We start from the raw sequence: 24,555 nt of genomic DNA on the forward strand, positions 1-24,555 counted from the left end.
TCCGAGGCGGGTCCCCGGTCGTCGGCCCCTAGGTGGACAGGCAGGTGTTGCGATCCCCTCAGCGGACGCCGAGGAGGTGTTCGAGAGCGAGCTGGTCGAGTGCTTCCATCGCCACGCTGCGCGTGGCCAGCTCGTCGAGCGGATGGTGCTCGGCGCGGAGGTCGGCCAGCGTCTCCTCCGGTCCGAGGGTGGGTACGGCGAGCTCGTCCACGCAGGCCGCTGACAGCGCGGCCTTCACGTCCGGGTCGGCCCGGAAGGCGGTCACGCGCTCCCGAAGGATGAGGTAGTTGCGCATGCAGGCACGAGCCGACTCCCACACCCCGTCGTCGGCCTCGGCGCGCGGCGGCTTGTAGTCGAAGTGCACGTATCCGTCGTACGCCCTGTCGGTGCCGCCGCCGAGCAGGGCGTCGACGGTCCAGAACGCCCCGCGCAGGTTGCCGGCGCCGAAGCGCAGGTCCTGGTCGAAGCGAGGCCCGTGCTGGCCGTTGAGGTCGACGTGGAAGAGCTTCCCGTGCCACAACGCCTGGGCGATCCCATGGGCGAAGTTGAGCCCGGCCATCTCCTCGTGCCCGACCTCCGGGTTGAGCCCCACCATCTCCGGGTGCTCCAGCTCGGAGATCAGCGCCAGTGCGTGCCCGATCGTGGGGAGCAGGATGTCGCCGCGCGGCTCGTTCGGCTTGGGCTCGAGGGCGAACCGCATCGAGTAGCCCTGGTCGCGAACGTAGTCACAGAGGTGGTCGAGGGACTCCTTCATGCGCTCCAGCGCGGCGCCCACGTCCTTGCCGGCACCGTGCTCGGCGCCCTCCCGGCCGCCCCAGAGCACGAACGTCTCGGCACCGAGCGAGGCGGCGAGGTCGATGTTGCGCAGGACCTTCGACATGGCGTAGCGGCGGACACGACGGTCGTTCGCCGTCAGGCCGCCCTCCTTGAAGACGGGGTCGCTGAAGAGGTTGGTGGTGACCATCTCGACGCGCAGGCCGGTGTCGGCGAGCGCCTTGCCGAACAGGTCGAGGGTCTGCTGCCGGCGAGCATCGTCGGGCACCAGGTCGTCGTCGTGGAACGACACGGCGGCGGCCCCGATCTCCGCCAGTCGGTGGGTCGCCTCGACCGGGTCCATGGGCGCCCGGCTGGCGGGACCGAAGACGTCGACACCCTGCCAACCGACCGTCCACAGGCCGAAGGAGAACTTGTCGAGCAAGGTGGGGGTGTACTCGGTCATCGGGGAATCTCCTGCCACGAGCGGGTGTCCGAGCTGGTCTCGACGGCGGAGAGCACCCGCTGGACCTGGAGGCCGTCGAGAAATGAAGGAGCGGGGTCGGCGCCGTCCGCGATCGCGTGGACGAGATCGACGACCTGGTGGGTGAAGCCGTGCTCGTAGCCGAGCCAGTGTCCGGCCGGCCACCACGCACCGACGTACGGGTGTCCCGGCTCGGTCACCGGGATCCTGCGGAACCCGGCCGTCTCCGCCGGCTCGGTCGCGTCGTAGAACTCCAGGACGTTCATGTCGTCGAAGTCGAAGGCGACGCTCCCGGCCGAGCCGCTGACCTCGACCCGGATGGTGTTCTTGCGGCCGGTCGCGAACCGGGTCGCCTCGAACACGCCCACGGCGCCCTTCCCGAACCGGGCGAGGAAGACCGCCGCGTCGTCGACGGTGACCTGGCCGCGCTCGGCGGAAGCTGTGCCGGAGAGGCCGGCGTGCTCAGCAGCGAGCGGGCGTTCCTTCACGAACGTCTCGGTGTGCCCGACGACCGCGAGGATCTGGTCGCCGACGATGTGCTGAGCGAGGTCGATGATGTGTGCACCGATGTCACCCAGCGCACCGGACCCGGCCTTGTCCTTCTCCAACCGCCATGAGAGCGGCGCTTCGGGATCGGTGATCCAGTCCTGGAGGTACTGAGCACGGACGTGGCGGATCTCGCCGATCCGACCCTCCTCCACCAGTCGTCGGGCGAGCGCCACCGCTGGGACCCGGCGGTAGGTGAAGCCGACCATCGCGCGAATGCCATGGGCGGCGGCGCGTTCCGCCGCGGCCGCCATCCGCTCCGCCTCGTCGACGGTGTTCGCCAACGGCTTCTCGCAGAGGACGTGCTTGCCGGCGTCGAGCGCCGCTATCGCGACCTCGGCGTGGGTGTGGCCCGGCGTGCAGATGTCGACGAGGTCGATGTCGTCACGCTCGATCGCGATGCGCCAGTCGGGGGCGCTGTCTGCCCAACCGAGCCGTTCAGCCGCAGCCGCGGCCCGCTTCCCGTCCTGCCCGCAGACGAGCGCCATGCGGACGTCCATGGGCAGGTCGAAGAAGTGAGGCGCCGTGCGCCAGGCCTGCGAGTGGGCAGCGCCCATGAACGCGTGCCCGATCATCGCGACCGAGAGCCGCGTGTTGTTGGTCGTCATCTCCAGTGCTCCCCTCGGTGAGAAGGCGGCCGCCGACGTGCCCCGACCGGGGCAGGGGCACGTCGGTTGCCGTGGTGTCGTGCCGGCTCAGGACTCGAAGGCGGAGTCGATGTACTCGTCGACGTTGTCCTCGGTGACGACCGGCGCGTAGAGCTGGACGGTGCGGGGCACCTCGACCTCGACCAGGTCGCTCATCGCCTTCTGCTGGACCAGGAGCCGGGCCAGCTTGATCCCGTCCGCGGCCTGCGTGGACGGGTAGATCACCGTCGCCTTCAGGACGCTGTCGCCTGACTGGATCTCGCGCATCGCGTTCGCGGAGCCGGCGCCGCCGATCATGATGAACTCGTCGCGTCCGGCGTTCTCGATCGCCGCGAGCACGCCGACGCCCTGGTCGTCGTCGTGGTTCCAGATGGCGTCGATCTCCGGTGCGGCCTGCAGCAGGTTGGTCGCGGCCTCCTCGCCGCCCTCCACCGTGAAGTCGGCGGCCACGCGGTTGTCGACGTCCAGGCCGCACTCGGCGAGTGCGTCCTCGAAGCCCTGGCTGCGGTCCTGGGTGAGCGGCAGGCTGTCGATGCCGGCGATCTCGGCGACCACGGCGTCCTTGTCGTCGCCGACCTCGGAGCAGATGTACTGACCCGCCGAGACGCCCATGCCGTAGTTGTCACCCAGGACGGTGACGCGAGCAGCGTTCGGGTCGTCGAACTCGCGGTCGACGTTGATCACCGGGATGCCGGCCTCCATCGCCTGGAGAGCGACCGGCGTCATGGCCGCACCGTCGAACGGCAGCAGGACGATGGCGTCCACACCTTCGTTGATGAACGTCTCGACCTGGCTGATCTGGAGGTTCACGTCGTTCGTGCCCTCGGCGACCCGCAGCTCGATGTCGTCGTACTGCTCCGCCAGCCGCTTGGCCGATTCGGTGATCGATCCCATCCAGCCGTGGTCGGCCGCTGGCGCCGAGAAGCCGATGACGACGGTCTCTCCTTCTTCGTCGTTCGAGCCGGCGTCGGCCTCTGACGTGCCTCCCCTCAGCTCCGTGTCGTCGCCGGAGTCGTTGCCCGTGCAGGCAACGAGCGATAAGGCCGCGACGCCGGCGACGAGGCCGACCCACGCTTTCTTGATGGGCAAGGTGTTCATCGTGCTGCTCCCGTTCTGTAGGGGTGGTGGTGCGGTGTTGGGGCGTGAGCCCGTTTTTTGGGTGTGCTGTCGCCCCGCCGTGCCCATGTCCGGGCTGCTGGGCGGCGGTCCGAGAGATCGATCCGGCCTGTGCTCAGGCCGTCGGTCAGCTGGTGTTGCGGCGCGACGCGAACCGTTGCTGGAGCAGCACCGCGGCGACGATGATCGCCCCCTTCAGGAGCGCCTGCTCCGAGACGGACTGGTTGTTGAGCGTGAAGACGTTCGTGAGCGTGGTGAAGATCAGCACGCCGAGGACGGTGCCGACGATGGTGCCGCGCCCGCCGGACAGGAGCGTCCCACCGATGACGACGGCGGCGATCGCGTCGAGCTCGTAGAGCTGGCCGTGGGTCGAGCTGCCGGTGGTGGTGCGCGCGACCAGCATGAGTGCCGCCGCTCCGCAGCACAGGCCGACGAGCATGTAGAGCATGACCGTGTGTCGCTTGACGTTGATACCGGCGAGCCGCGCGGCCTCCGGGTTCCCGCCGACGGCGAGGGTGCGGCGGCCGAAGGTCGTCCGGTTCAGCAGCACCCACCCGGCGGCGGCGACCAGGACGAACAACCAGACCTGCATCGGCAGTCCGAGGACCTTGCCGTCGAAGAACTCCTCGAATCCGGGCACGTTCACGATCTGGGTCTTCCGGTTCGAGATCACCTCGGCCAGTCCACGCGCGCTCGCGAGCATCGCGAGCGTGGCGATGAACGGCACCACTCCTCCGTAGGAGATCAGCACCCCGTTGACCAACCCGCAGCCGGCCCCGACCGCGAGCGCCGTACCCACCATCACGATCCAGTGCGTGTCCTGCGCCAGCTGCTGGGTGGCGAGCGTGGTGCACCACACCGACGACAGGGCGAGGATGGCGCCGACGGACAGGTCGATACCACCGCCGGTGATCACGAACGTCATGCCGATGCTGACCACGCCGATCGTGGCCGCCAGCCTGAGGATCGTCATCGCGTTGTCGATGTCGGTGAAGCGCTCCCCCGCGGTGATCGCGCCCACCGTGCACAGCACGGCCAGGGCGACGACCAGTCCCAGGTTGCGGCCGATGCTGCTGCCCAGCACCGCGAGCGCTGTGTTGTCGCGCTCCTTGGGAGCGGCGTCCGCCTGGAGGGCGTGGCCACCCGGGGAGTGCGAGAGGCCGGTCGGGCTCTCCGTCATGCGACTTTCCCTTCCATCACGAGGTCCAGGACCTGCGCTTCGTTGATCTCGGTGGCCGGCGCTTCATGGACCAGACGGCCCTCGCGCACCACCAGGACGCGGTCGGAGAGCCCGATGACCTCTTCGACCTCGCTCGACACGACGACGACGGCGACTCCTGAGTCCGCCAACGCCCGTACCAGCTGGTAGATCTCCGACCGGGCACCGACGTCGACGCCTCGCGTCGGCTCGTCCAGGAGCAGTACTCGGCACTCCCGGAGGAGCCAGCGCGCCAGCACGATCTTCTGTTGGTTGCCTCCGGACAGCGTCCGGACCGCACGCTCGACACCGGGAGGCCGCACGTCGAGGGCCTGGGTGAGCTCCGTGGCTCGTTTCCGCTCCGCTCGCGAGTCGAGGAAGCCCGCTCGCGCGAACCGGTTGAGCACGGAAACCGTGATGTTCTGGTAGACGGCGTGGTCGAGCAGCAGTCCTTGGCTCTTCCGCTCCTCGGGCGCGAGACCGACACCAGCGCGCACCGCGCCGACGACAGAGCCGGTGCGCAGCCGCTTGCCGTCGACAGTGACGGTGCCGGCCGTGGCCCGCCGGGCTCCGTAGATCGTCTCGAGGATCTCGGAGCGGCCGGACCCGACCAGACCGGCGAGACCGACGATCTCACCGGCCCGGACGCTGAACGACACCCCGGAGACTAGGTTGCCGGAGCCGAGACCGTCGACGGCGAGGACCTCGTCGCCGGGCGGCAGCTCCGGTCGGAGCGGGAAGACGTACTCGATCGAGCGTCCCGTCATCAGCTCGATGAGCCGCTTGGTCGGCGTCTCGGCGACAGGAAGACCGGTCGCGACCGTGCGACCGTCCTTCAGCACCGTGATCCGGTCGCCGATCTCACGGATCTCCTCGAGCCGGTGGGAGATGTAGATGATCGCGACGCCTTCGGACGTCAGCGACCTGATCACGCGGAACAGGTTCTCGACCTCGCCCTGGTCCAGCACGGCCGAGGGCTCGTCGAGGATGAGCAGCTTCGTGTCGTGCGACAGCGCACGGGCCATGCTGACGACCTGTTGGCTGGCGGACGAGAGGTCACCGACCGCCGTCGCCGGAGCGATGTCGCCGTGCCCGAGCCGGGTGAGCAGCTGACGTGCGTGCTTGTTGGCGCGGCCCCGCTGCATCAGTCCCGCCCGGGACATCTCGTGGCCGAGGAAGATGTTCTCCGCCACGCTGAGGTGCGGCACCAGGTCGAGCTCCTGGTAGATCGTCGAGATCCCGGCGTTGATGGCGGCCATCGGCGACCCGAACGAGACCTCCTCGCCGGCCCAGTAGATCGAACCTGCATCGGGCCGGTAGGCCGCTGCCAGCGTCTTGATGAGCGTGCTCTTCCCCGCGCCGTTCTGACCGAGCAGGCAGTGCACCTCACCGGAGCGAACCGACAGGTCGACCCCACCGAGGGCGCGGACGCCCGGGAACTCCTTGACGATCCCTCGCATCTCGAGCAGTGCGGCGTCGGTCGTGGTCATGACAGGACGGCTCCCTCGGCAGATCGTGGTCCGACGCTCGTCGGGTCGTTGAACACGGTCTCGAGCGCGCTGAGCGCTCCGCCCCTGACCGCGGCACCGAAGCCCAACCGGGAGAACTCGACGCGCGTGCCGCCGGCGTCCGGAGCCAGGACGCCAGCGGCCAGCTGGGTCTCGATCTCCTGCTGCATGTGGTGTCCGACCGCTGCGAAGTAGCCGCTGAGGACGATCGCCGCCGGGTTGAGGACGTTGGTCAGCATCGCTGCTCCGACCCCGACCCACTGGCCGACCGCGGTCAGCGCCTCGACCGTCCGCTCGTCGCCGCGATCCGCCCGCCGGTTCAGCTCGGTCAGCCGGTCGTCGAGGGCCGACGCCGGGTTGCGGACTGGGTCGTCAGGGTCGGCCGCGAGCTCCAGCAGGGCGCCGAGGCCGCAGACGGTCTCCCAGCATCCGCGCCGACCGCACCCGCAGGCACGACCACCCGGCTGGACCGTGATGTGACCGAACTCCCCGGCGTACCCCTGGCGCCCCCGCAGCAGACGGCCACCGGCGACGATGCCGCCGCCGACGCCGATCTCACCGAAGATGACGAGGATGTCCTGCCGGTCGGCGTCCCCGGGCGTCGCCTCGGCGATCGCGGCCAGGTTGCCCTCGTTGTCGATGACGATCGGGATGTCGTTGCCGATCGTCGTTCGCAGCAGCTGACCGACGGGCACGTCACGCCAATCGAGGTTCGGACCGTGGGTGAGGACCTCGTTGACGCGGTCGACGAGCCCGGCGATGCCGACCGTGAGCCCGACGGGCGTGATCGCCTGGCTCTGCAGGTCCGCGATGGTGTGGCGCACCAGCCCCGCGAGGCGGTCGAGGACGTCCTCCACGGGGACGTCGTGTGCATCGAGCGCCAGCTTGTGCTCGGCGAGCACCCGGCCCGAGAGGTCGAGGGCGAGCGTGGAGACGTGGTTGACGTTGACCTCGGCGCCGATCCCGCAGACGGTCCTGCCGTCCAGCTCGATCGCGAGCCCCGGCCGGCCCACCGTGCCCCGCTGTTCGTTGCCGATGCGCACCAACCCCCGGTCCGAGAGCTCCCCGACCAGGCTCGACACGGTGGACCGCGTCATCCCCACCTCCGCCGCGAGGGTCGCCCGCGACCGCGGACCGTGGTCGCGCAGCCAGCGCAGGACCAGACCGAGGTTGGTCCTCCGCAAGTCGTGCTGGTCGACCCGCGAGCCCGCAGGGACGGCAGCGGTGGTCTGCGTCAACGGATGTCTCCTCGTCATGACCTAAGGATGCGGTGTGATCGGCGTCACGTCTTTGTTGGTTCGTCGCACAAACTAAGCCCGGCGGTCGATCTTGGCAACCCTTAGTTGTGGATTCGCGGCGCCTGCTGGGCGAGCGATGGCGGAGATTGAGGCGCAGATTGCCCCGTAACAGGCCGATTTCGCGGCGTCAGTGCCATTGACTTTGTTCATGAGTCGTACAAATATCCGCACATGCCGCTGCTCCTCGGACTCGACTCCTCGACGCAGTCGACGAAGGCGGTGCTGGTGGACGCCGCCGACGGGACCGTGGTCGACCAGCGGACCGCTCCGCACCCACCCGGCACCAGCGTGGACCCGCGCGCGTGGCTCGCGGCGTGCGACCAGGCGGTCGCCCCTCTGCTGGACCGGGCCGCGGCGGTCGCGGTCGCCGGCCAGCAGCACGGCGCGGTGGCGCTCGACGCCGACGGCCTGCCCGTCCGCGACGCGCTGCTCTGGAACGACACCCGGTCGGCGCCGCAGGCGGAGTCCCTCGTCCGTGAGCTGGGCGGCCCGGAGGCGTGCGTCGACACCCTGGGCAGCGTGCTGGTCGCCTCGTTCACCGTCACCAAGCTGCGCTGGCTCCGCGACCACGAGCCCCACCACGCCGGCCGGATCGCCGAGGTCCTGCTCCCTCACGACTATGTGTCGCGACACCTCTCCGAGCCCGGAACGGCTGCCTTCACCGACCGGGGCGACGCGTCCGGCACCGGCTACTACGACATCCGGAAGGGTGCATGGCGGCACGACATCGTGGAGCTCGCACTCGGCCACGACGTCGCACTGCCGACGATCCTCCCGCCGGGCGCTGTCGCCGGTCACACATTGACCGGTCGCCCGGTCGCTCCCGGCACCGGTGACAACATGGGAGCCGCGCTCGGCCTCGGTCTGGAGCCCGGCGACGTCCTCGTGTCGATCGGCACGTCCGGTGTCGCGTCGACCGTTTCCCCCGCTGCGGTCGCCGACGCCAGCGGAGTCGTGACCGGGTTCGCCGACGCGGCCGGAGGGTTCCTGCCGTTGGTGGCGACGATGAACGCGGCCGGCATCCTCGACCTGCAGGCCGCGTGGCTCGGCATCGATCACGACGAGCTCGCGCGCCTCGCCCTCCAGGCACCGCCCGGCTCCAACGGCGTGGTGATGCTGCCCTACTACGGCGGCGAGCGCACTCCGAACCGACCGGACGCAGTCGGCGTGTGGAGCGGGCTCACCCCCCGCACGACCAGGTCCGACCTCGCGCGCGCGGCGTTCGAGGCGCTGCTCTGCTCCCTCGCGGACGCCGTCGACGCGCTGATGACTGCGACCGGCGGCGGCGTACGCCGGGTGCTCCTCGTCGGCGGCGCGGCACGCAACCCGGCGGTTCGGGCACTCGCGCCCGCCGTCTTCGGTCGACCGGTCGTCGTGCCAGCGGCAGGCGAGTACGTCGCGCGGGGCGCGGCCCGTCAGGCCGCGTGGGCGCTCGCGGGCACCCCGGAGCCTCCCTCCTGGTCGCTCCCGGCCGAGGTGGTGCTGGAAGCGGCGCCGACGCCGGCGGTGCGTGAGCAGTACGCCGCCCTGCGCGACCAGGCTTGACCGGCGTTCACCAGGGCCGCGTCGTCGCGATCACCGCTGCCGAGCGAAGAAGCTCTGCACGAGTCCGCCGGCCTCGTCCGCCAGCACGCCGGCGACGACCTCGGGCCGGTGGTTGAGCCGACGGTCGCGGACGACGTCCCAGAGCGAGCCGACCGCGCCGGCCTTCGGGTCCCACGCGCCGAAGACGATCCGGTCGACGCGGGCCAACACTGCGGCGCCCGCGCACATGGTGCAGGGCTCGAGCGTCACGACCAGGGTCAGCCCGTCGAGCCGCCAATCTCCCCGGTCGCGCGCTGCCGACCGCAGCGCGACCAGCTCGGCGTGGCCCGTCGGGTCGGCCTCGGCCTCGCGGACGTTGCGACCGGTCGCGTGCACAGCGCCGGTGTCGTCGACGACGACCGCGCCGATCGGGACGTCGTCGGTGACGAGGGCAGCGCGCGCCTCCGCGAGGGCGGCGAGCATCGGCTCCCGCCAACGATCGGCGGGGCTCAACGGAGAAATCACGCCGAGGTGAACCCGACGGCGTCGTCGAAGAGCTCGCCGAACCCCAGCCGCCGAGCGACGTCGGAGAGCATCTCGTCGGGGTAGGCGTCCTCGTCGTCGAGCAACGCGGCCATGTCCATCGCCGGAACGCCGAGATCGCCCAGCAGGTCCAGGTCGCCGGCTGCCTCCGGGTCGTCCTCGTCCTCGGGCATCGGCAGCTGCAGGAACTCCACCGCCGAGGCCGCCAGCTCCCACTCGGACGCTGCTGTCACGTCGGACAGCAGCACCCGGGTCTGCTGGCCGGTGACCCGGACCACGACGAAGAAGTCCTCGTCGATCGCCACCAGTCCGACCGCACCGTGGTCACCGGGGAAACGACGCAGCGCGGACGCGAGCTTCTCGATGTCGTCCACGTGGTCGTGGGTGAGCTCGGCAACCTGCCAGACGCCTTCCTCGCGGTAGGCGGCCAGGGCGAAGTCCACTGCGTCCGTTGCCGTCACAACTCAAGGGTGACACCTGCGGCGGGATGAGGCCAGAGGGTTAGCGCACGTCGGGGAGCAACGCCCTAGAGTTCGGGCCATGCGCACCCTCGTCGTCGACCACCCGCTGGTGGCCCACAAGTTGACCGTGCTCCGCGACGAGACGACCGACTCGCCGACCTTCCGCAACCTCGCCGACGAGCTGGTCACCCTGCTCGCGTACGAGGCCACGCGCGACGTCCGGGTCGAGGACAAGGAGATCGTCACGCCGGTCGCTCCGACCACCGGAATCAAGCTCGCGGCGCCCCGGCCGCTCGTCGTACCGATCCTGCGTGCCGGGCTCGGCATGCTCGACGGCATGATGCGGCTGCTCCCGACCGCGGAGGTCGGCTTCCTCGGGATGGTGCGCAACGAGGAGACGTTGGAGGCGTCGACGTACGCCGAGCGGCTGCCCGACGACCTGAGCGGGCGCCAGTGCTACGTGCTGGACCCGATGCTCGCGACCGGCGGCACCCTCGCCGCGGCCATCCGGTTCCTCACCGACCGCGGCGCCGACCACATCACCGCGGTGTGCCTGCTGGCCGCCCCCGAGGGCTGCGCCCGGCTCGAGGAGGAGCTCAGCGGTCTCGACGTACCGGTCACGGTCGTCGTCGCGGCCATGGACGACCACCTCAACGACAAGGGCTACATCGTGCCGGGCCTGGGCGACGCCGGCGACCGGTTGTACGGCGTCGTCGGCTGAGCCTGCCTCACGCCTGTACTGCGGACGTCCGGCCCCACCGGGTCCACGGCCTTGTAGGTTGACCTGCGCTGGATCCACGGAACCCAGCCGGAAGCGAGGCAGTGATGCTGATCGGAATCCCCCGCGAGTCGAAGGCCGGCGAGACGCTGGTGGCGGCGACCGCGAAGACGGCCAACCAGCTCCAGGGGCTCGGCTACGACGTGGTGGTGGAGTCGGGCGCGGGCGCCCACGCCGACCAGGCCGACGAGGCGTTCACTGACGCCGGGGTCACCATCGGCAGTGCCGACGAGGTGTGGGCCGCGGATGTCGTGGTCAAGGTCAACGCACCGACCGCCGAGGAGATCGGCCGGCTCCGCGCCGGGGCGACGGTCATCTCGATGATGGCACCGGCGCGCAGTCCTGAGCTGATCGAGCAGCTCGCCGCGCAGGGGGTGACCGCGCTGGCGATGGACGCCGTGCCGCGGATCTCCCGCGCCCAGTCGATGGACGTGCTGTCGTCGATGGCCAACGTCGCCGGCTACCGCGCCGTCGTCGAGGCCGCGCACGAGTTCGGCCGGATGTTCACCGGTCAGGTCACCGCCGCCGGCAAGATGCCGCCCGCCCGGGTCTTCGTGGTGGGCGCCGGTGTCGCCGGCCTGGCGGCGATCGGCGCGGCTTCCGCGATGGGCGCGATCGTGCGGGCGTTCGACGTAAGACCCGAGGTGGCGGAGCAGGTCGAGTCGCTGGGCGGGCAGTTCGTCGAGGTCGACTTCGAGAGCGAGGTCAGCACCGACGGCTACGCCAGGGAGATGACCGCGGAGCAGGAAGCGGCGACCGCGGAGATGTACGACGAGGAGGCGCGGGCCGCCGACATCGTCATCACCACTGCACTCATCCCCGGCCGCCCGGCGCCCAAGCTGATCCACGAGGACACCGTCGCCAACATGCGCCCCGGCTCGGTGATCATCGACATGGCCGCGGCCAACGGCGGCAACTGCGCCGGCACCGAGACCGACCAGCGCGTCGTCACCGACCACGGCGTCACGATCCTCGGCTACACCGACCTCGCCGGCCGGCTTGCCGCCCAGACCTCCCAGCTCTACGGCACCAACATCGTCAACCTGTTCAAGCTGCTGACGCCCGAGAAGGACGGCGTGCTCACGCTGGACATGGACGACGTGGTGCAGCGCGGGGTGACCGTGGTCAAGGACGGCGAGTCGATGTGGCCGCCGCCGGCGGTCCAGGTCTCGGCGACACCGAAGGTGGTCGACACCCACCCGGCCGGGATGAAGGAGGAGAAGGCCAAGCTCACCGCGCGCGGCCGGATCACGGCGGTCGGCATCTCGGCGCTGGTGCTCTTCGGGCTGATCTCGATCAGCCCGCCGCCGCTCCAGGAGCGGCTCACGGTCTTCGCGCTGGCGATCGTGATCGGCTACTACGTCATCGGCAACGTGCACCACGCACTGCACACGCCGCTGATGTCGGTGACCAACGCGATCTCCGGGATCATCGTGGTCGGCGCCCTCTTGCAGCTCGGCGAGGACAGCACAGCGATCATGCTGATCGCCTTCGTCGCGACGCTGCTCGCCAGCATCAACGTGTTCGGTGGCTTTGCGGTGACCCGCCGCATGCTCGGACTCTTCACCCGGTCCTGACGGCCAGACAGTAAGGACCAGAGAACATGGACGACCTGATCTCGATCGAGACCGCATCGACCGCCGCCTACATCGTCGCGGCGCTGCTCTTCATCCTCGCCCTGGCCGGCCTCTCCCGGCACGAGACCGCCAAGGTCGGCAACACGTTCGGCATCTTCGGCATGGCGATCGCGCTGGTAGCGACGATCGCCCTCGCCGCCGACAGCGACCTCGACGCACTGGCATGGGTGCTGCTGATCGTCGCGATGTCGATCGGCGCGGTCATCGGCATCTGGCGGTCCCGCGTGGTCGAGATGACCGGGATGCCCGAGCTGATCGCGCTGCTGCACAGCTTCGTGGGTCTGGCCGCCGTCCTCGTCGGCTGGAACGGCTACCTCGAGGTCGAGGACGACCCCAGCAGCCACCACGCCGACGTACTGGCAGCCCAGGACCTGCTCGGCGTCCACTCCGCCGAGGTGTTCATCGGCGTCTTCATCGGCGCCGTCACCTTCACCGGCTCGATCGTCGCGTTCCTCAAGCTCTCCGCCCGGATCAAGTCCGCGCCGATGACGCTGCCGGGCAAGAACTTCCTCAACCTCGGCGCGCTGGCGGCGTTCGGCGTCCTGACGGTGTGGTTCGTGATCGACCCGCAGCTGTGGCTGCTGGTGCTGGTCACGCTCGTCGCGCTCGCCCTGGGCTGGCACCTGGTCGCGTCGATCGGCGGCGGCGACATGCCGGTCGTGGTGTCGATGCTCAACAGCTACTCGGGCTGGGCCGCGGCGGCTTCGGGGTTCCTGCTGGAGAACGACCTGCTGATCGTGACCGGTGCGCTGGTCGGCTCGTCGGGTGCCTACCTGAGCTACATCATGTGCCAGGCGATGAACCGTTCGTTCATCTCCGTCATCGCCGGCGGCTTCGGCATCGAGGCGCCCACGGGGGCCGAGACCGACTACGGCGAGCACAAGGAGATCCAGTCCGTCGACGCCGCCGACCTGCTCGCCGACGCCCGCTCCGTCATCATCACGCCCGGCTACGGCATGGCCGTGGCCCAGGCGCAGTACCCCGTCGCCGAGCTCACCTCGAAGCTGAGGGCGCGGGGGGTCGACGTACGGTTCGGAATCCATCCGGTCGCCGGCCGACTGCCCGGCCACATGAACGTGCTGCTGGCCGAGGCCAAGGTGCCCTACGACCTCGTGCTCGAGATGGACGAGATCAACGACGACTTCCCCGACACCGACGTCGTCCTCGTCATCGGCGCCAACGACACCGTCAACCCGGCCGCCGCGGAGGACCCGACCAGCCCGATCGCCGGCATGCCGGTGCTCGAGGTCTGGAACGCCTCCGAGGTGATCGTCTTCAAGCGCTCGATGGCCACCGGCTACGCCGGCGTCCAGAACCCGCTGTTCTTCCGCGAGAACAGCCGGATGCTCTTCGGCGACGCCAAGGTCAAGGTCGACGAGATCATCCACAGCCTGCCCGACTGACGGGTCAGGTACGACGCGGCGACGGTGCCCGCCAGCCGCGCCAGATCGCGAGCAGCCGCCACCCGATCGTGAGCGCGGCGGCCGGGACCGCCACGGCGACGGTCGGTGCGCCGAGCTCGAAGCCGACCGCGGCGACCGCCGAGCCCGCCAGCGCCGGGATGGCGTAGAGCTCGCCGGTCGTCAGCACGACCGGGACCCGTCCGGCGAGGAGGTCCCGGATGATCCCGCCTCCGATGCAGGTGACCATGCCGAGGATCGCGGCCGGCACCGGGCCGGCGCCGTGCTCGGACGCCGTGAGCGCACCGGCGACTCCGAAGAGGCCGAGCCCGAACGCGTCGAACACGATGACGGGCCGGTCCATGCGCTCCAGGGCGGGATGGAACCAGAACGCGAGGAGCCCGCAGGCGACCGGCACGATCAGGTACCGCCAGTCGGCCAGGGACGTCGGCGGCGTCACCCCGATCAGCACGTCCCGGATCCAACCGCCGCCCAGGCCGGTCATCGCCGCCAGCACCAGCACCCCGACGATGTCGAACCGCTGCCGCACTGCGAGGAGGGCGCCGGACACGGCGAACACCGCGATGCCGAGGAGGTCGAGGATGAGCAGCAACATGGCGCCGTCAGTGTGGCCGACCGGTCACCACCCCCGCGAATCGGGAACTTGCGCCCATCGAATCCGGGAAGTCGTCCCGTCGAATCGGGGAAGAATGCCACGCGAATCGGGGGAGATCACCCGTCGAAGTGGCCGGACTCGCATGGCGAAGTCCCCCGATTCGACGGGCGAAGTCACCCGATTCAAGGGGAGGACTTCCCCGATTCGACGGGCGAGGTCCCCCGATTCGCGGTTACTGGCCGAGGGGGATCTCGGCGACGGTCTCGTAGCGGGGGCGGTTGCCGGGACCTTCGCCGAGGTGGGAGACGATCACGGTGGCCGCGAGCACCGGCCACTCAGGACCGGTGTAGGTCTCCAGCAGCCGCACCCAGTTGGTGGTGTCGGCGGTACGGCGCAGGCGCGCGATCGTGAGGTGGGGCCGGAACCGCTGGCCGTCGACCTCGGTGCCGACGGCCACGGCGGCGTTGCGGGCGCGCCCCGCCATCCGTTCGAGTACGACGTCCGCCCCCTCGCTCTCGGGCACCAGCCCGACCGCAAGCGCTCGGGTCTCGGCGGCGTTCGGGAAGGCGACCGGCCCGGCAAGGCGCAGCACGGGGACCGGGATCCGCGCCAGCCCGCCGGCCAGGCGTTCGGCGTACTCGTCGACGAGGTGGTCGGCGACGCTCGGCATGAAGGCGAGCGTGACGTGGAACTGCTCGGGCAGCGTCCACCGGAACTCTGCCGAGGCACGGCGTGGCTCGAGGAACGCGTCGAGGTGCTCGACGGCGTCGGAGGCCGGGACGATCGCGGAGAACAGGCGCGCCATCAGATCTGGGTTCCCACCGCCTGCCCGACCAGGTGGGTGACGGCCATCGCCAGCAGCCCGCCGGCGATGTTGCGGAGGATCGCCCGGCGGGCCGAGCCGTAGCCGAACCGGGAACTGGCCCAGCCCGTCAGCGCGAGGGCCGCCACCACCGCGGCGACGGTGACCCATACCCGGAGGTCGGGCGTGACCAGAAGGATGGTGAGCAGCGGCAACAGCGCCCCGAGCGTGAAGGACAGCATGGACACCCACGCGGCGTTCCACGCACTGGTGAGGTCGTCCGGGTCGATGCCGAGCTCGGCCTCGGCGTGGGCACCGAGGGCGTCCTTGGCGGTCAGCTGTCGTGCTACCTCCAGCGCCAGGTCGGGGTCCAGCCCCTTGTCGGCGTAGAGGCCCGCCAGCTCGGCGAGCTCGTCCTCCGGATCCTCCCTGAGCTCGCGACGCTCCTTCGCGATCAGCGCCTCCTCGGAGTCGCGCTGGGTGCTGACCGAGACGTACTCACCGGCCGCCATGCTCATCGCGCCGGCGACCAGGCCGGCGACCCCCGCGACCAGGATCGCCGTGCGGTCCGTCGTCGCACCGGCGACGCCGAGCACGATGCCCGCGACCGAGACGATGCCGTCGTTGGCGCCGAGCACCCCGGCTCGCAGCCAGTTGAGGCGGTCGTTGAAGCCCTCCTCGTGCGGCTCGTCGGCGTGACCGCCGATCTCGATCGATGCTGCCTCGCTCATGGAGGCATTCTCCCCCAACCGGCGGGTCGGGTGCGGACGCCGACGGTGAGCGCTGGGGGCACAATGCCCAACGTGAGTGCCATACCCGACGACCCGCTGTCCGTGCCGAGCCCCGATCTCGACCTCGACGCCCTGCGGGCCTCGGTCGAGAAGCATTGGGGCCTGGCCGGCGACCTGACGCCCCTGCACGGAGAGCGGGACCGCAACTTCCGGCTCGACTCCGGTCCCGAGCGCCACCTGTTGAAGGTGCACAACCCGGCCGACCGCGAGTCGGTGCTCGACCTCCAGTGCTCGGCACTGCGGCACCTGCGATCGGTGGCTCCCGAGCTGCCGGTACCTGGGGTCGTCCCCACCCGCGACGGACGTCCGTGGGTTGAGCTGACCGGTCGGGACGGCCGTCGATCGCTGGCCTGGGTGCTGACCTGGCTGGAGGGCCGGCACCCGGAGCCCGACGCCGTTCCTCTCCGCGAGTGGGGGCGCACCAGCGCCCGGCTTGGCCGGGCGCTCCGGGGCTTCGCCCACCCGGCCGCGACCCACCCCATCCTGTGGGACATCCAGCGCCTGCCGGAGCTCCGGTCCTGGCTCGCTGCGGTCCCGGCTGACCGGCGTCCGGCGATCGAGGTGGTGCTCGACCGCTTCGAGCGGCGGGTCGTCCCAGCGCTGCCCCGGCTCCGCGCCCAGGTGGTGCACAACGACTTCGCGCCGACGAACGTGCTTGTGGACGACAGCATGGTGGTCACCGGCATCACCGACTTCGGCGACATGACCCACACCGCGTTGGTCTGCGACCTCGCGGTCGCAGCGGCCGACCTGCTCAGTGAACGCGCCGACGGGCTCGACCTGGCGGGCGAGGTGGTCGCCGGCTACGGCGAGGTCACCCCGCTCGAGCCGGAGGAGCTCGCTCTCGTCGCCGACCTGATAGCCGGCCGGTACGCCGCCACCGTCCTCATCACCGCTTGGCGCACCCGCGAGCAGGGGTGGGCGCCGCCGATCGACGACGAGGCCTATCTCCGGCTCGAGGCGATGCTGGCGACCGGGCTGGACGTCCTCGCCACCCGGTTCGAGACGCCATCCCGTGCCGGCCGGTCCACCGAGGACCTGGCCGCCGCGCGGGCGCGCGCGTTCGGCGGTCAGGAGTTGAGCTATGACCGACCGCTGCACCTCGTCAGCGGCAAGGGCGTCGAGCTCCGTGCGGCCGACGGCCGACGCTACCTCGACGCCTACAACAACGTGCCGGTGCTCGGTCACTCCCACCCGGCCGTGGTGGCGGCGGCGCGTGCGCAGCTGGCGACCCTCAACACCAACAGCCGCTACCTCCAGGACGCCCCCGTCGAGCTCGCGGAACGGCTGCTGGGCACCGTCCCGGAGCGGTTCGACCGGGTGCTGCTCGTCAACTCCGGGAGTGAGGCCAACGACCTGGCCTGGCGGATCGCGCGCCACGCCACCGGCAGCTCGGGCGGCATCGCCACCGAGTGGGCCTACCACGGCGTCACCGAGGCCACCTACGCGTTCTCCCCCGAGAGCTGGCGCGACGCGGGGCCGCCTGCCCACATCCGGGTGGTGCCGCCGCCGCCGACGGACCCCGCGGCCGTCGTCGACGCGGCCCGCAGCCTGGCGGGATCCGGCCACGGCGTGGCCGCGATGCTCGTCGACGGTGTCTTCACCAGTGAAGGGGTGCTCGGGCCTGCCCACGAATGGACGCGGGCGGCAGCCGCTGCCGTCCACGACGCCGGCGGCTTGTACGTCGCCGACGAGGTGCAGGCGGGCCACGGCCGCACCGGGCTGCACCTGTGGAGCTTCGCGGCCGGTGACGTGCCGGCCGACCTCGTCACCCTGGGCAAGCCGATGGGCAACGGCTACCCGGTCGCAGCCGTCATCGGGCCGGCCGCACTGGTGGACCCGTTCGTGCGCGGCACCGACTACTTCAGCACGTTCGGCGGTGGCACCGCGGCCTGCGCCGTGGCGCTGGCGGTGCTGCGCACCATCGACGATGAGAACCTCGTCGACCGTGCCGCTGTCGTCGGTTCGCACCTGCTCGGCGTCCTGCGCGAGGTCGCGAACGACCACCCGGACCTGTCGGCGGTGCGCGGGTGGGGCCTGGCGCTCGCCGTCGACGTCGTCGACCCTGCCACCGGGCGGCCGGACGCCGACCGCGCCGGCAGGATCGTGGAGGGCATGCGGGACCGCGGGGTGCTCATCGGCCGCACCGGCCGGGACCGCGCCACATTGAAGATCCGACCGCCGCTGGTCTTCGATGACGACGATGTCGACCAGCTGGCGACGGCACTGGCGGCTACCTGCGCCGAGCTCCACTGACCCCGGTCAGCCGACGGGATCGGGCAACTCAGAGAGGCTTCACGAGCCCTGCCACTTGCCGAGCGATACGTACCCCTGCGGGCCGTTCGGGCCGAGCCGGTAGCCCACGCAGAGCGGTCGCCGGTCGACGAGCGAATGGGATGAGCACTCCTCGTCCGGTGGGAGCCTGGCGAGGATGGAATCCGGGGACTCACCCCGGCTGCTCTTGATGTCGAACTCGCGGTAGCAGCTCCCCGAGCCGCAAGCCTCGGTCTCGTTGACGATGCTGAGCCCGCGCGGCAGCTCGGGCAGATCGCTCCGCGGCGGGACCGACGCGTCGACGTACACCGTGAGGTTCAGCAGTACGACGAACCCGGCCGCCGCGAGGAGCATGCCGCCGGCGGCTCCCACCCCGAGCAGGACTCGTCTCACGCGCCGAGCGTACTCACAGCGCCGAGCCCGCACGATCAGCTGAGCCCGCCGGTTATCAGGCCGCAGCGTGCGCGCCGACCGCACGGTCGAGCGCCGTCGCGAGGATCTCCCGCACGTCGGACACCAGGTGCACGGTGACGGCGGCGAGCACCTCGGCCGGGACGTCGTCCAGGTCTGGCTCGTTGCGCTGCGGCAGGAAGACCTCGGTCAGCCCGGCCCGCTGCGCCGCGAGCAGCTTCTGCTTCACACCGCCGATCGGCAGCACGCGTCCGGTCAGCGACACCTCGCCGGTCATGCCGACCTCGGCTCGCACAGTGCGCCCGGTCAGCAGCGACACCAGCGCGGTCGTCATGGTGACGCCTGCAGAAGGTCCGTCCTTGGGTACGGCGCCCGCCGGCACGTGCAGGTGGACCGGTCGGTCCAGCACGGCCCGGTCGACGCCGAGCTCGTCGGCGTGGGCGCGGACGTAGGACTGAGCGATCTGAGCCGATTCCTTCATCACGTCGCCGAGCTGGCCGGTGATCGTCAGGCCGCCCTGGTCGCCCGGCAGGCTCGACGCCTCGATGTAGAGGACGTCGCCGCCCATGCCGGTCACGGCGAGCCCTGAAGCCACGCCCGGCACCGCCGTACGCTCCCTCGACTCGGGAGTGAAGCGCGGCCGGCCGACCAGGTCCTTCAGCGCCGCTTCGTCGACGACGGCCGGCAGGTCGCCCAGCGCCACCTTGCGGAACGCCTTGGCCAGCAGCCGCTCGAGCACACGCACTCCGGACTCGCGGGTGTAGTTCGCCGCGAGCTCGCGGAGCGCGTCGTCGGTCACGGTCACCTCGTCAGTGGTGACGGCCGCACGCTCCAGCTGGCGCGGGACGAGGAAGTCGCGAGCGATGGCGACCTTCTCCTCCTCGGTGTAGCCGTCGATCGTCACCAGCTCCATCCGGTCGAGCAGGGCGGGCGGGATCGTCTCCAGGACGTTCGCCGTGGCGATGAACAGGACGTCGGACAGGTCCAGGTCGAGCTCGAGGTAGTGGTCGCGGAAGGTGTGGTTCTGCGCGGGGTCCAGCACCTCGAGCAGAGCCGCGGCAGGGTCGCCACGGAAGTCCGAACCGACCTTGTCGACCTCGTCGAGCAGCACGACCGGGTTCATCGTGCCGGCTTCCTTGATCGCGCGGACGATGCGGCCCGGCAGCGCGCCGACGTACGTCCGCCGATGGCCGCGGATCTCCGCCTCGTCGCGGACGCCGCCGAGCGACACGCGCACGAACTTCCGTCCCGTGGCGCGAGCGACGGACTCGCCCAGGGAGGTCTTGCCGACCCCCGGAGGCCCGGCCAACAGGATCACGGCACCGGAGCCACGGCCGCCGACGACCGACAGCCCGCGCTCCTCACGGCGCGAACGGACGCCGAGGTACTCGACGATCCGCTCCTTGACCTCGTCCAGCCCGTGGTGATCGGCGTCGAGCACCGCGCGGGCGTCGCTCAGCGACGTGGCGTCGTCGGTCCGCGTGCTCCACGGCAGGTCGAGCACGGTGTCGAGCCAGGTCCGGATCCAGCCGCCCTCGGGGCTCTGGTCGCTGGACCGCTCGAGCTTGTCGACCTCGCGCAGGGCGGCTTCCCGTACGGCATCCGGCAGCTCGGCTGCCTCCACGCGGGCGCGGTAGTCGTCGGAACCCTCACCGTCCTCCTCGCCCAGCTCCTTGCGGATCGCGCGGAGCTGCTCGCGCAGCAGGTACTCCCGGTTGCGCTTCTCGACGGACTCGCGCACGTCCTCGCTGATCTTGTCGCTGACCTCTGCCTCAGCGAGGTAGTCCCGGGTCCACTCGATCAGCAGCTCCAGCCGCTTCTCGACCTGGGGCGTCTCGAGCAGCTCGCGCTTGCGATCGGTGGAGAGGTACGGCGCCCAGCCTGCCGTGTCCGCGAGCGTCGCCGGGTCGTCGATGGCGTTGACGGTGTCGATGATCTGCCACGCCTCGCGCTTCTGGAGCACGGCGATGACGAGCTTCTTGTACTCGGCGGCGAGCTCGCGGACGTGTTCCGTCGGCTCGTGCTCCTCGACCGGCTCGACCTCGACCCACAGCGCGGCACCCGGGCCGGTGACGCCGCTGCCGATGCGGGCACGCTCGCCCGTGCGCAGCAACGCGGCCGGTCCGCCGCCACGGAACTTGCCGACCTTCTCGAGGGTCGCGACGACGCCGTACGCCGCGTAGTGGCCGTCGAGACGGGGCGCGACCAGGATCTCCTCCAGGTCGGCCGCGCGGGCGGCGTCGACCGACGCCTGGGCGGGCTCGTCGAGCTCGATCGGCACCACCATGCCGGGCAGCAGGACGACGTCATCGAGAAAGAGAACCGGGAGCCGCTTCACCACTTGAGTCATGTGGGCTCAACTTCGCGCCGACGCGCGGCGTTCCCGCCGTGCGGGCGAGTTCGCTGATGGCGAACGCCGACCCGGCCCGCACTCGGGGTCGGGTCGGCGCTGGCGCCGGGCTCAGGCCGACTCGAAGGACCAGGTGCCGGAGCCGACGCGGTAGCGCGTCACGCTGTCCTCGGTCCCCAGCTCCTCGAGCACGGCGCCGCCGGTCACGTCGTACTCCCCGGCCGGCAGCTCGACGACCGCCTCGACGTTGACCGGGATCTCGGTCGTGAGGCGCAGGTCGTCGCCGTCCCGCGTCCACTCGGAGGAGACCCGGCCGCGCTGCGTCATCCGCGAGCCCGAAGCCTGGCCCAGCCCGGTGTCGGGCACCGACACGGTGACCTCGGCCGCACCCGGAGCGGTCACGTCGATCCCGAGCACCGAGTCGAGCACGTCCACCGCCACGTTGGAGCCCCAGCCGTGCGAGGCACTGTTCGCGGAGCCGCTCAGCTCCCACGCCTCCGGCGTGAAGGTGCCGCCGTCGGCGAGCCACCCGGCCCACCCGTAGTCGTCCTCGTTGGTGAGGAGGTCCAGCAGACCGGCGTCCGCACCGGTGCGAGCGAGCGCCTCGACCAGGAAGTGCGCGGTCATCGGCCCCTGCCGCATGCCCATCCCTGCGAGGTACTCGCCCAGCGCGGGCAGGTCCTCCTCGGGAGCGATCCCGAATGCCACGGCGTACGACGTCGCGTGCTGGCCGGCGTGCGGGCTCTGCGACCCGTCGGCGAGCAGGCCGTCGACGTAGGTGCCGTCGGCGCGGCGCAGGGTCTCGTTCATCCGGTCGGCGAGGGCGTCGGCGTCGGCGACGTACGACTGCACCTCCGCGGCCGGCCGGCCGAGCGCCTCGGCGACGAGCGCGACCTTCCGGAGCACGTCGACACCGAGCGCGTTGACCGTGGTGCGCGTGGCTGCCGTCATGTCGTAGTCGAACCGGCCGTGCATCGGCCAGTCGACGATGCCGTACTGGTAGGCGCCGCTGCCACCGGTCAGTCGGGTCACCAGGCCGCTTGTCGGGCCCGACGCCGGGATGTGGCGACGGATGTAGTCGGCGGTCGCGCTCAGCTCGTCGTAGACGTCGGCCAGCAGGGCGGTGTCACCACTCTCCAGGTAATAGCGCCAGATCCAGTCCGGCACGACCTCGGTGAAGTCGGGGATGTCGCGCTTGCCGTCGCCGTTGGGGTAGACGGCGTTGTAGCGCCCGGCGTCGTTGCCGGAGGTCCAGTACCGCTGCTGGCTGAGCATGAACTCGCGGATCGCCTGCCGGGTCGCCACCCGGTCGTGCTCCGTGGCAATCAGCCCGTAGGAGATGTTGACGGTGTCGTGCAGGAACTGACCCTGCTCCCGGGTCGGGGTGTCGACGAACGTCTCCTGGACGGAGTACTCGAGCGACCGGTCCATCAGGTCCCACACCGCGTCCAGGGTCTCGTCGGAGCTCTCGAACGTCGCCGCCCCGTCCTCCGGGTAGGCGGTGTGCACCACGGTCGCCGTCACGTCGTCGACCGAGATCTCCTCGCCCGCTCCCGGCACCTCGAGGTAGCGGAAGCCGAGGTGGCCGAACGCCTGGTAGTCCTGGGCGCCGTCGGCCTGGGTGTAGGGGAACGTCATGTTGGTGCCCTGCGTGTCGACCGTGGCGGTGGACGCCCGCCCGTTGCTCGCCAGGCCGTAGCTGGCGCGGATCGTGATCACCCGGCCGGCGACGCCCTGCTCGAAGTGGACGGCGGGTCGGGCCGGGATCACCTTCCCGAAGTCGGCGACCGGCGTGCCGTCGTCGGCGAGGAGGATCCGCTCCGGGTGCACGACGGTCTCGACCAGGCTGGTCTGCTGGCCCTCGAGGTGGGTGAACGGCGCGACCGGGTGCTGTCCGACGACGACGGCGTCGGACCACGCGGAGTCGTCGTACTCCTCCTGCCGCCAGGCGCCGATCCGCTGCACCGCGGTGCCGTCGAGGTGCTCGACGTAGAGCCCCTCACCGTTGCGGGTGCCGACGAGGACGTAGGGACCGCGTCGCACCTTCCACGAGCCGTCGCTGACGACGGTGAACTCCGAGCCGTCGGCGTACTCGACCACGATCCGGGCCAAGAGCCCCGGCTCGCCCGCGGCCCGGCCCTGTCCACCGCTGAACCAGTGCAGCAGGGCGGCGACCGCCAGCGGCTCACCCGGCGTCACCAGGTCGGTGACGTCGGTGGCCTGGTAGTAGCCCTCGCCCGGGTAGCCGTAGTTGGTGACCCTGTCCGCGCGCTCGCCATCGAGGTAGAGCTCGGCGGTGTGGCTGGCCGAGAGGTAGCTCCGGGCGCGGACGACCTCACCGGCAGGGACGTCGACAACGGTGCGTGCGAGCGTGTACTCGTCCGCCTCGCGGGTGGTCGTGCCGCGGACCCACTGGTCGAGACCGCCCGAGAAGTCTTCCTCGAACAGCACGGTCGAGCCGTCGAGCGAGGTCACCCGGATGTCGTCGAAGTCGGCGACCTCGCCACTGGCCTCGCGGAAGCCGACGGTGCCGGCGCGGGAGCCGGTCGGCGAGGGATCGGTCCACGTGTCGACGACCTTCCCGTCGATGCTCGTCGTGAACGTCTGGCCCTCCACGCGGATACCGAGCTCATAGGTGATGCCGGTGTCGATGACGTGCGGCACGGTACGTCGCGCGTCGGTGGGGAACGCGCCCGCCACCATCCGGTGGGTCTTGATCGCGTTGTCGTTGGCGTGCAGCTGCCACATGTAGCCGTTGTTGGTGTCCGGGGCACGGAAGACGACGGCCGCCGCCCGGGTGACGGGGGTGACGTCCATGGTGAGGACGTAGTCGGTCCAGTCCCGTCCGGGCTTCGCGATCGTGACGTTGCCGCCGCTCACGCGGCCGCGCCCGTCGACGATGCTGAGCGAGCTCGCGTCGGGATTGCCCGGTGGCCGCCGGATCCACGCGGCGTCGCCCCAGTCGTCGTCACCGAGGCCGGTCTCGAACGACTCCCACCGCGACCACGGGGACGGGAGGTGGTCCTTGTCCCAGGTCCGCACCCGCCAGGTGTACGCGCTGCCCGGGTCGAGCGGCGCGCCGTCGTACTCGATGTAGGCCTGCTGGGACGACGTCACCTTGTCGGTGTCCCAGACAAGCGTGCCGTCCGCGTCCTGCACCTCGATCTTGTACGCCGTCTGCACCTCGTTGGGGTCCGCGTCCTGAGGCAGCCAGCCGAACCGCGGGGTCTCGTCGGTGTCGAGCGGGCTGCGCAGGTCGTCGACGGTCAGCCGCGTCGGGGCGGACGGCTTGCTGCCCTTCGCGGCCGTGGCGCTCGGCGCGTGGCCGACGACGGGCAGGGCGACGACGGCCGCCGTCGCGATCACGAGGGCGGCGCGCCGGAGCCGGCGGGTGGGTCGTGTTCTCACAGGTACCTCC

General features: G+C 70.9%; 19 protein-coding genes. 5 read left to right on the top strand and 14 right to left on the bottom strand.

Annotated features, from left to right (window positions below):
* Positions 1 to 58: 58 nt before the first annotated feature.
* The 6 genes from xylA to SHK19_RS20140 form a co-directional block, all read right to left on the bottom strand.
* Positions 59 to 1,219 carry a xylose isomerase gene (xylA, locus tag SHK19_RS20115; protein ID WP_322454625.1) on the bottom strand — a complete coding sequence of 387 codons (1,161 nt, stop codon included), beginning with the start codon at positions 1,217 to 1,219 and terminating at the stop codon, positions 59 to 61.
* Positions 1,216 to 2,391, bottom strand: coding sequence for a Gfo/Idh/MocA family protein (locus tag SHK19_RS20120; RefSeq protein ID WP_322454624.1), 1,176 nt, complete (start codon positions 2,389 to 2,391; stop codon positions 1,216 to 1,218). Before SHK19_RS20120 ends, xylA begins: the two co-directional genes overlap by 4 nt.
* Before the next feature lie 87 nt (positions 2,392 to 2,478).
* Positions 2,479 to 3,528, bottom strand: a complete 1,050-nt coding sequence (locus tag SHK19_RS20125; RefSeq protein WP_322454623.1) for a substrate-binding domain-containing protein — start codon at positions 3,526 to 3,528, stop codon at positions 2,479 to 2,481.
* Between the two features lie 145 nt (positions 3,529 to 3,673).
* Entirely contained in the window at positions 3,674 to 4,726 is a 1,053-nt protein-coding gene (locus tag SHK19_RS20130) for an ABC transporter permease (protein WP_322454622.1), read from the bottom strand.
* Positions 4,723 to 6,234 (bottom strand): sugar ABC transporter ATP-binding protein, encoded by a 1,512-nt coding sequence (locus SHK19_RS20135; protein ID WP_322454621.1) that lies wholly within the window; start codon positions 6,232 to 6,234, stop codon positions 4,723 to 4,725. The genes SHK19_RS20130 and SHK19_RS20135 overlap by 4 nt, the downstream gene beginning before the upstream one ends.
* Positions 6,231 to 7,490 (bottom strand): ROK family transcriptional regulator, encoded by a 1,260-nt coding sequence (locus SHK19_RS20140; RefSeq protein WP_322454620.1) that lies wholly within the window; start codon positions 7,488 to 7,490, stop codon positions 6,231 to 6,233. Before SHK19_RS20140 ends, SHK19_RS20135 begins: the two co-directional genes overlap by 4 nt.
* A 231-nt stretch (positions 7,491 to 7,721) precedes the next feature.
* Between SHK19_RS20140 and xylB the strand changes: the two genes are divergently transcribed.
* Positions 7,722 to 9,095 carry a xylulokinase gene (gene xylB, locus SHK19_RS20145; RefSeq protein WP_322937277.1) on the top strand — a complete coding sequence of 458 codons (1,374 nt, stop codon included), beginning with the start codon at positions 7,722 to 7,724 and terminating at the stop codon, positions 9,093 to 9,095.
* Positions 9,096 to 9,125: 30 nt separating this feature from the next.
* On the opposite strand, the gene SHK19_RS20150 is transcribed toward xylB, so the two are convergent.
* The gene (locus tag SHK19_RS20150) at positions 9,126 to 9,557 is read right to left on the bottom strand and encodes a nucleoside deaminase (protein ID WP_322454958.1); all 432 of its coding nucleotides are present in this window, start codon (positions 9,555 to 9,557) and stop codon (positions 9,126 to 9,128) included.
* A gap of 38 nt (positions 9,558 to 9,595) precedes the next feature.
* The gene (locus SHK19_RS20155) at positions 9,596 to 10,078 is read right to left on the bottom strand and encodes a tRNA adenosine deaminase-associated protein (protein ID WP_322454618.1); all 483 of its coding nucleotides are present in this window, start codon (positions 10,076 to 10,078) and stop codon (positions 9,596 to 9,598) included.
* Between the two features lie 79 nt (positions 10,079 to 10,157).
* Here SHK19_RS20155 and upp point away from each other — a divergent pair, with 79 nt between their 5' ends.
* The 3 genes from upp (at position 10,158) to pntB (ending at position 13,896) form a co-directional block, all read left to right on the top strand.
* Positions 10,158 to 10,799, top strand: coding sequence for a uracil phosphoribosyltransferase (gene upp / locus SHK19_RS20160; protein ID WP_322937278.1), 642 nt, complete (start codon positions 10,158 to 10,160; stop codon positions 10,797 to 10,799).
* A gap of 104 nt (positions 10,800 to 10,903) precedes the next feature.
* The gene (locus tag SHK19_RS20165; RefSeq protein WP_322937279.1) at positions 10,904 to 12,433 is read left to right on the top strand and encodes a Re/Si-specific NAD(P)(+) transhydrogenase subunit alpha; all 1,530 of its coding nucleotides are present in this window, start codon (positions 10,904 to 10,906) and stop codon (positions 12,431 to 12,433) included.
* A gap of 26 nt (positions 12,434 to 12,459) precedes the next feature.
* A complete protein-coding gene (pntB, locus tag SHK19_RS20170) occupies positions 12,460 to 13,896 on the top strand; it encodes a Re/Si-specific NAD(P)(+) transhydrogenase subunit beta (RefSeq protein WP_322937280.1) in 1,437 nt (478 codons plus the stop codon).
* 4 nt (positions 13,897 to 13,900) lie between these two features.
* Here pntB and SHK19_RS20175 read toward each other — a convergent pair whose 3' ends face one another.
* The 3 genes from SHK19_RS20175 to SHK19_RS20185 form a co-directional block, all read right to left on the bottom strand.
* Positions 13,901 to 14,509 carry a trimeric intracellular cation channel family protein gene (locus SHK19_RS20175; protein WP_322454614.1) on the bottom strand — a complete coding sequence of 203 codons (609 nt, stop codon included), beginning with the start codon at positions 14,507 to 14,509 and terminating at the stop codon, positions 13,901 to 13,903.
* A 232-nt stretch (positions 14,510 to 14,741) separates the two neighbouring features.
* Complete coding sequence (thpR, locus tag SHK19_RS20180; protein ID WP_322937281.1) at positions 14,742 to 15,314, bottom strand: RNA 2',3'-cyclic phosphodiesterase; 573 nt, start codon at positions 15,312 to 15,314, stop codon at positions 14,742 to 14,744.
* On the bottom strand, positions 15,314 to 16,042 hold the full coding sequence (locus SHK19_RS20185) for a VIT1/CCC1 transporter family protein (protein ID WP_322454612.1): 729 nt from the start codon (positions 16,040 to 16,042) through the stop codon (positions 15,314 to 15,316). The genes thpR and SHK19_RS20185 overlap by 1 nt, the downstream gene beginning before the upstream one ends.
* Positions 16,043 to 16,114: 72 nt before the next feature.
* On the opposite strand from SHK19_RS20185, the gene SHK19_RS20190 reads away from it, so the two are divergent.
* On the top strand, positions 16,115 to 18,358 hold the full coding sequence (locus SHK19_RS20190) for an aminotransferase class III-fold pyridoxal phosphate-dependent enzyme (RefSeq protein WP_322937282.1): 2,244 nt from the start codon (positions 16,115 to 16,117) through the stop codon (positions 18,356 to 18,358).
* Positions 18,359 to 18,397: 39 nt separating this feature from the next.
* Here the strand turns inward: SHK19_RS20190 and SHK19_RS20195 are convergent, their stop codons facing one another.
* From SHK19_RS20195 to SHK19_RS20205, 3 genes are all read right to left on the bottom strand, one after another.
* Positions 18,398 to 18,769, bottom strand: a complete 372-nt coding sequence (locus tag SHK19_RS20195; protein WP_322454610.1) for a hypothetical protein — start codon at positions 18,767 to 18,769, stop codon at positions 18,398 to 18,400.
* A 55-nt stretch (positions 18,770 to 18,824) separates the two neighbouring features.
* Positions 18,825 to 21,137: an endopeptidase La gene (gene lon / locus SHK19_RS20200; protein ID WP_322937283.1), complete on the bottom strand. Its 2,313-nt coding sequence runs from the start codon at positions 21,135 to 21,137 to the stop codon at positions 18,825 to 18,827.
* Between the two features lie 111 nt (positions 21,138 to 21,248).
* On the bottom strand, positions 21,249 to 24,545 hold the full coding sequence (locus SHK19_RS20205; RefSeq protein WP_322937284.1) for a family 78 glycoside hydrolase catalytic domain: 3,297 nt from the start codon (positions 24,543 to 24,545) through the stop codon (positions 21,249 to 21,251).
* Positions 24,546 to 24,555 lie beyond the last annotated feature (10 nt).

The organism is Nocardioides bizhenqiangii, from assembly GCF_034661235.1.
Classification (GTDB): Bacteria; Actinomycetota; Actinomycetes; order Propionibacteriales; family Nocardioidaceae; genus Nocardioides; species Nocardioides bizhenqiangii.

Coding starts and splice junctions, on each gene's coding strand:
- SHK19_RS20135 (WP_322454621.1), bottom strand. CDS start 6,234: ATGACCACGACCGACGCCGCACTGCTCGAGATGCGAGGGATCGTCAAG.
- pntB (WP_322937280.1), top strand. CDS start 12,460: ATGGACGACCTGATCTCGATCGAGACCGCATCGACCGCCGCCTACATC.
- SHK19_RS20120 (WP_322454624.1), bottom strand. CDS start 2,391: ATGACGACCAACAACACGCGGCTCTCGGTCGCGATGATCGGGCACGCG.
- upp (WP_322937278.1), top strand. CDS start 10,158: ATGCGCACCCTCGTCGTCGACCACCCGCTGGTGGCCCACAAGTTGACC.
- SHK19_RS20185 (WP_322454612.1), bottom strand. CDS start 16,042: ATGAGCGAGGCAGCATCGATCGAGATCGGCGGTCACGCCGACGAGCCG.
- xylB (WP_322937277.1), top strand. CDS start 7,722: ATGCCGCTGCTCCTCGGACTCGACTCCTCGACGCAGTCGACGAAGGCG.
- SHK19_RS20150 (WP_322454958.1), bottom strand. CDS start 9,557: ATGCTCGCCGCCCTCGCGGAGGCGCGCGCTGCCCTCGTCACCGACGAC.
- xylA (WP_322454625.1), bottom strand. CDS start 1,219: ATGACCGAGTACACCCCCACCTTGCTCGACAAGTTCTCCTTCGGCCTG.
- SHK19_RS20175 (WP_322454614.1), bottom strand. CDS start 14,509: ATGTTGCTGCTCATCCTCGACCTCCTCGGCATCGCGGTGTTCGCCGTG.
- lon (WP_322937283.1), bottom strand. CDS start 21,137: ATGACTCAAGTGGTGAAGCGGCTCCCGGTTCTCTTTCTCGATGACGTC.
- thpR (WP_322937281.1), bottom strand. CDS start 15,314: ATGGCGCGCCTGTTCTCCGCGATCGTCCCGGCCTCCGACGCCGTCGAG.
- SHK19_RS20165 (WP_322937279.1), top strand. CDS start 10,904: ATGCTGATCGGAATCCCCCGCGAGTCGAAGGCCGGCGAGACGCTGGTG.
- SHK19_RS20125 (WP_322454623.1), bottom strand. CDS start 3,528: ATGAACACCTTGCCCATCAAGAAAGCGTGGGTCGGCCTCGTCGCCGGC.
- SHK19_RS20130 (WP_322454622.1), bottom strand. CDS start 4,726: ATGACGGAGAGCCCGACCGGCCTCTCGCACTCCCCGGGTGGCCACGCC.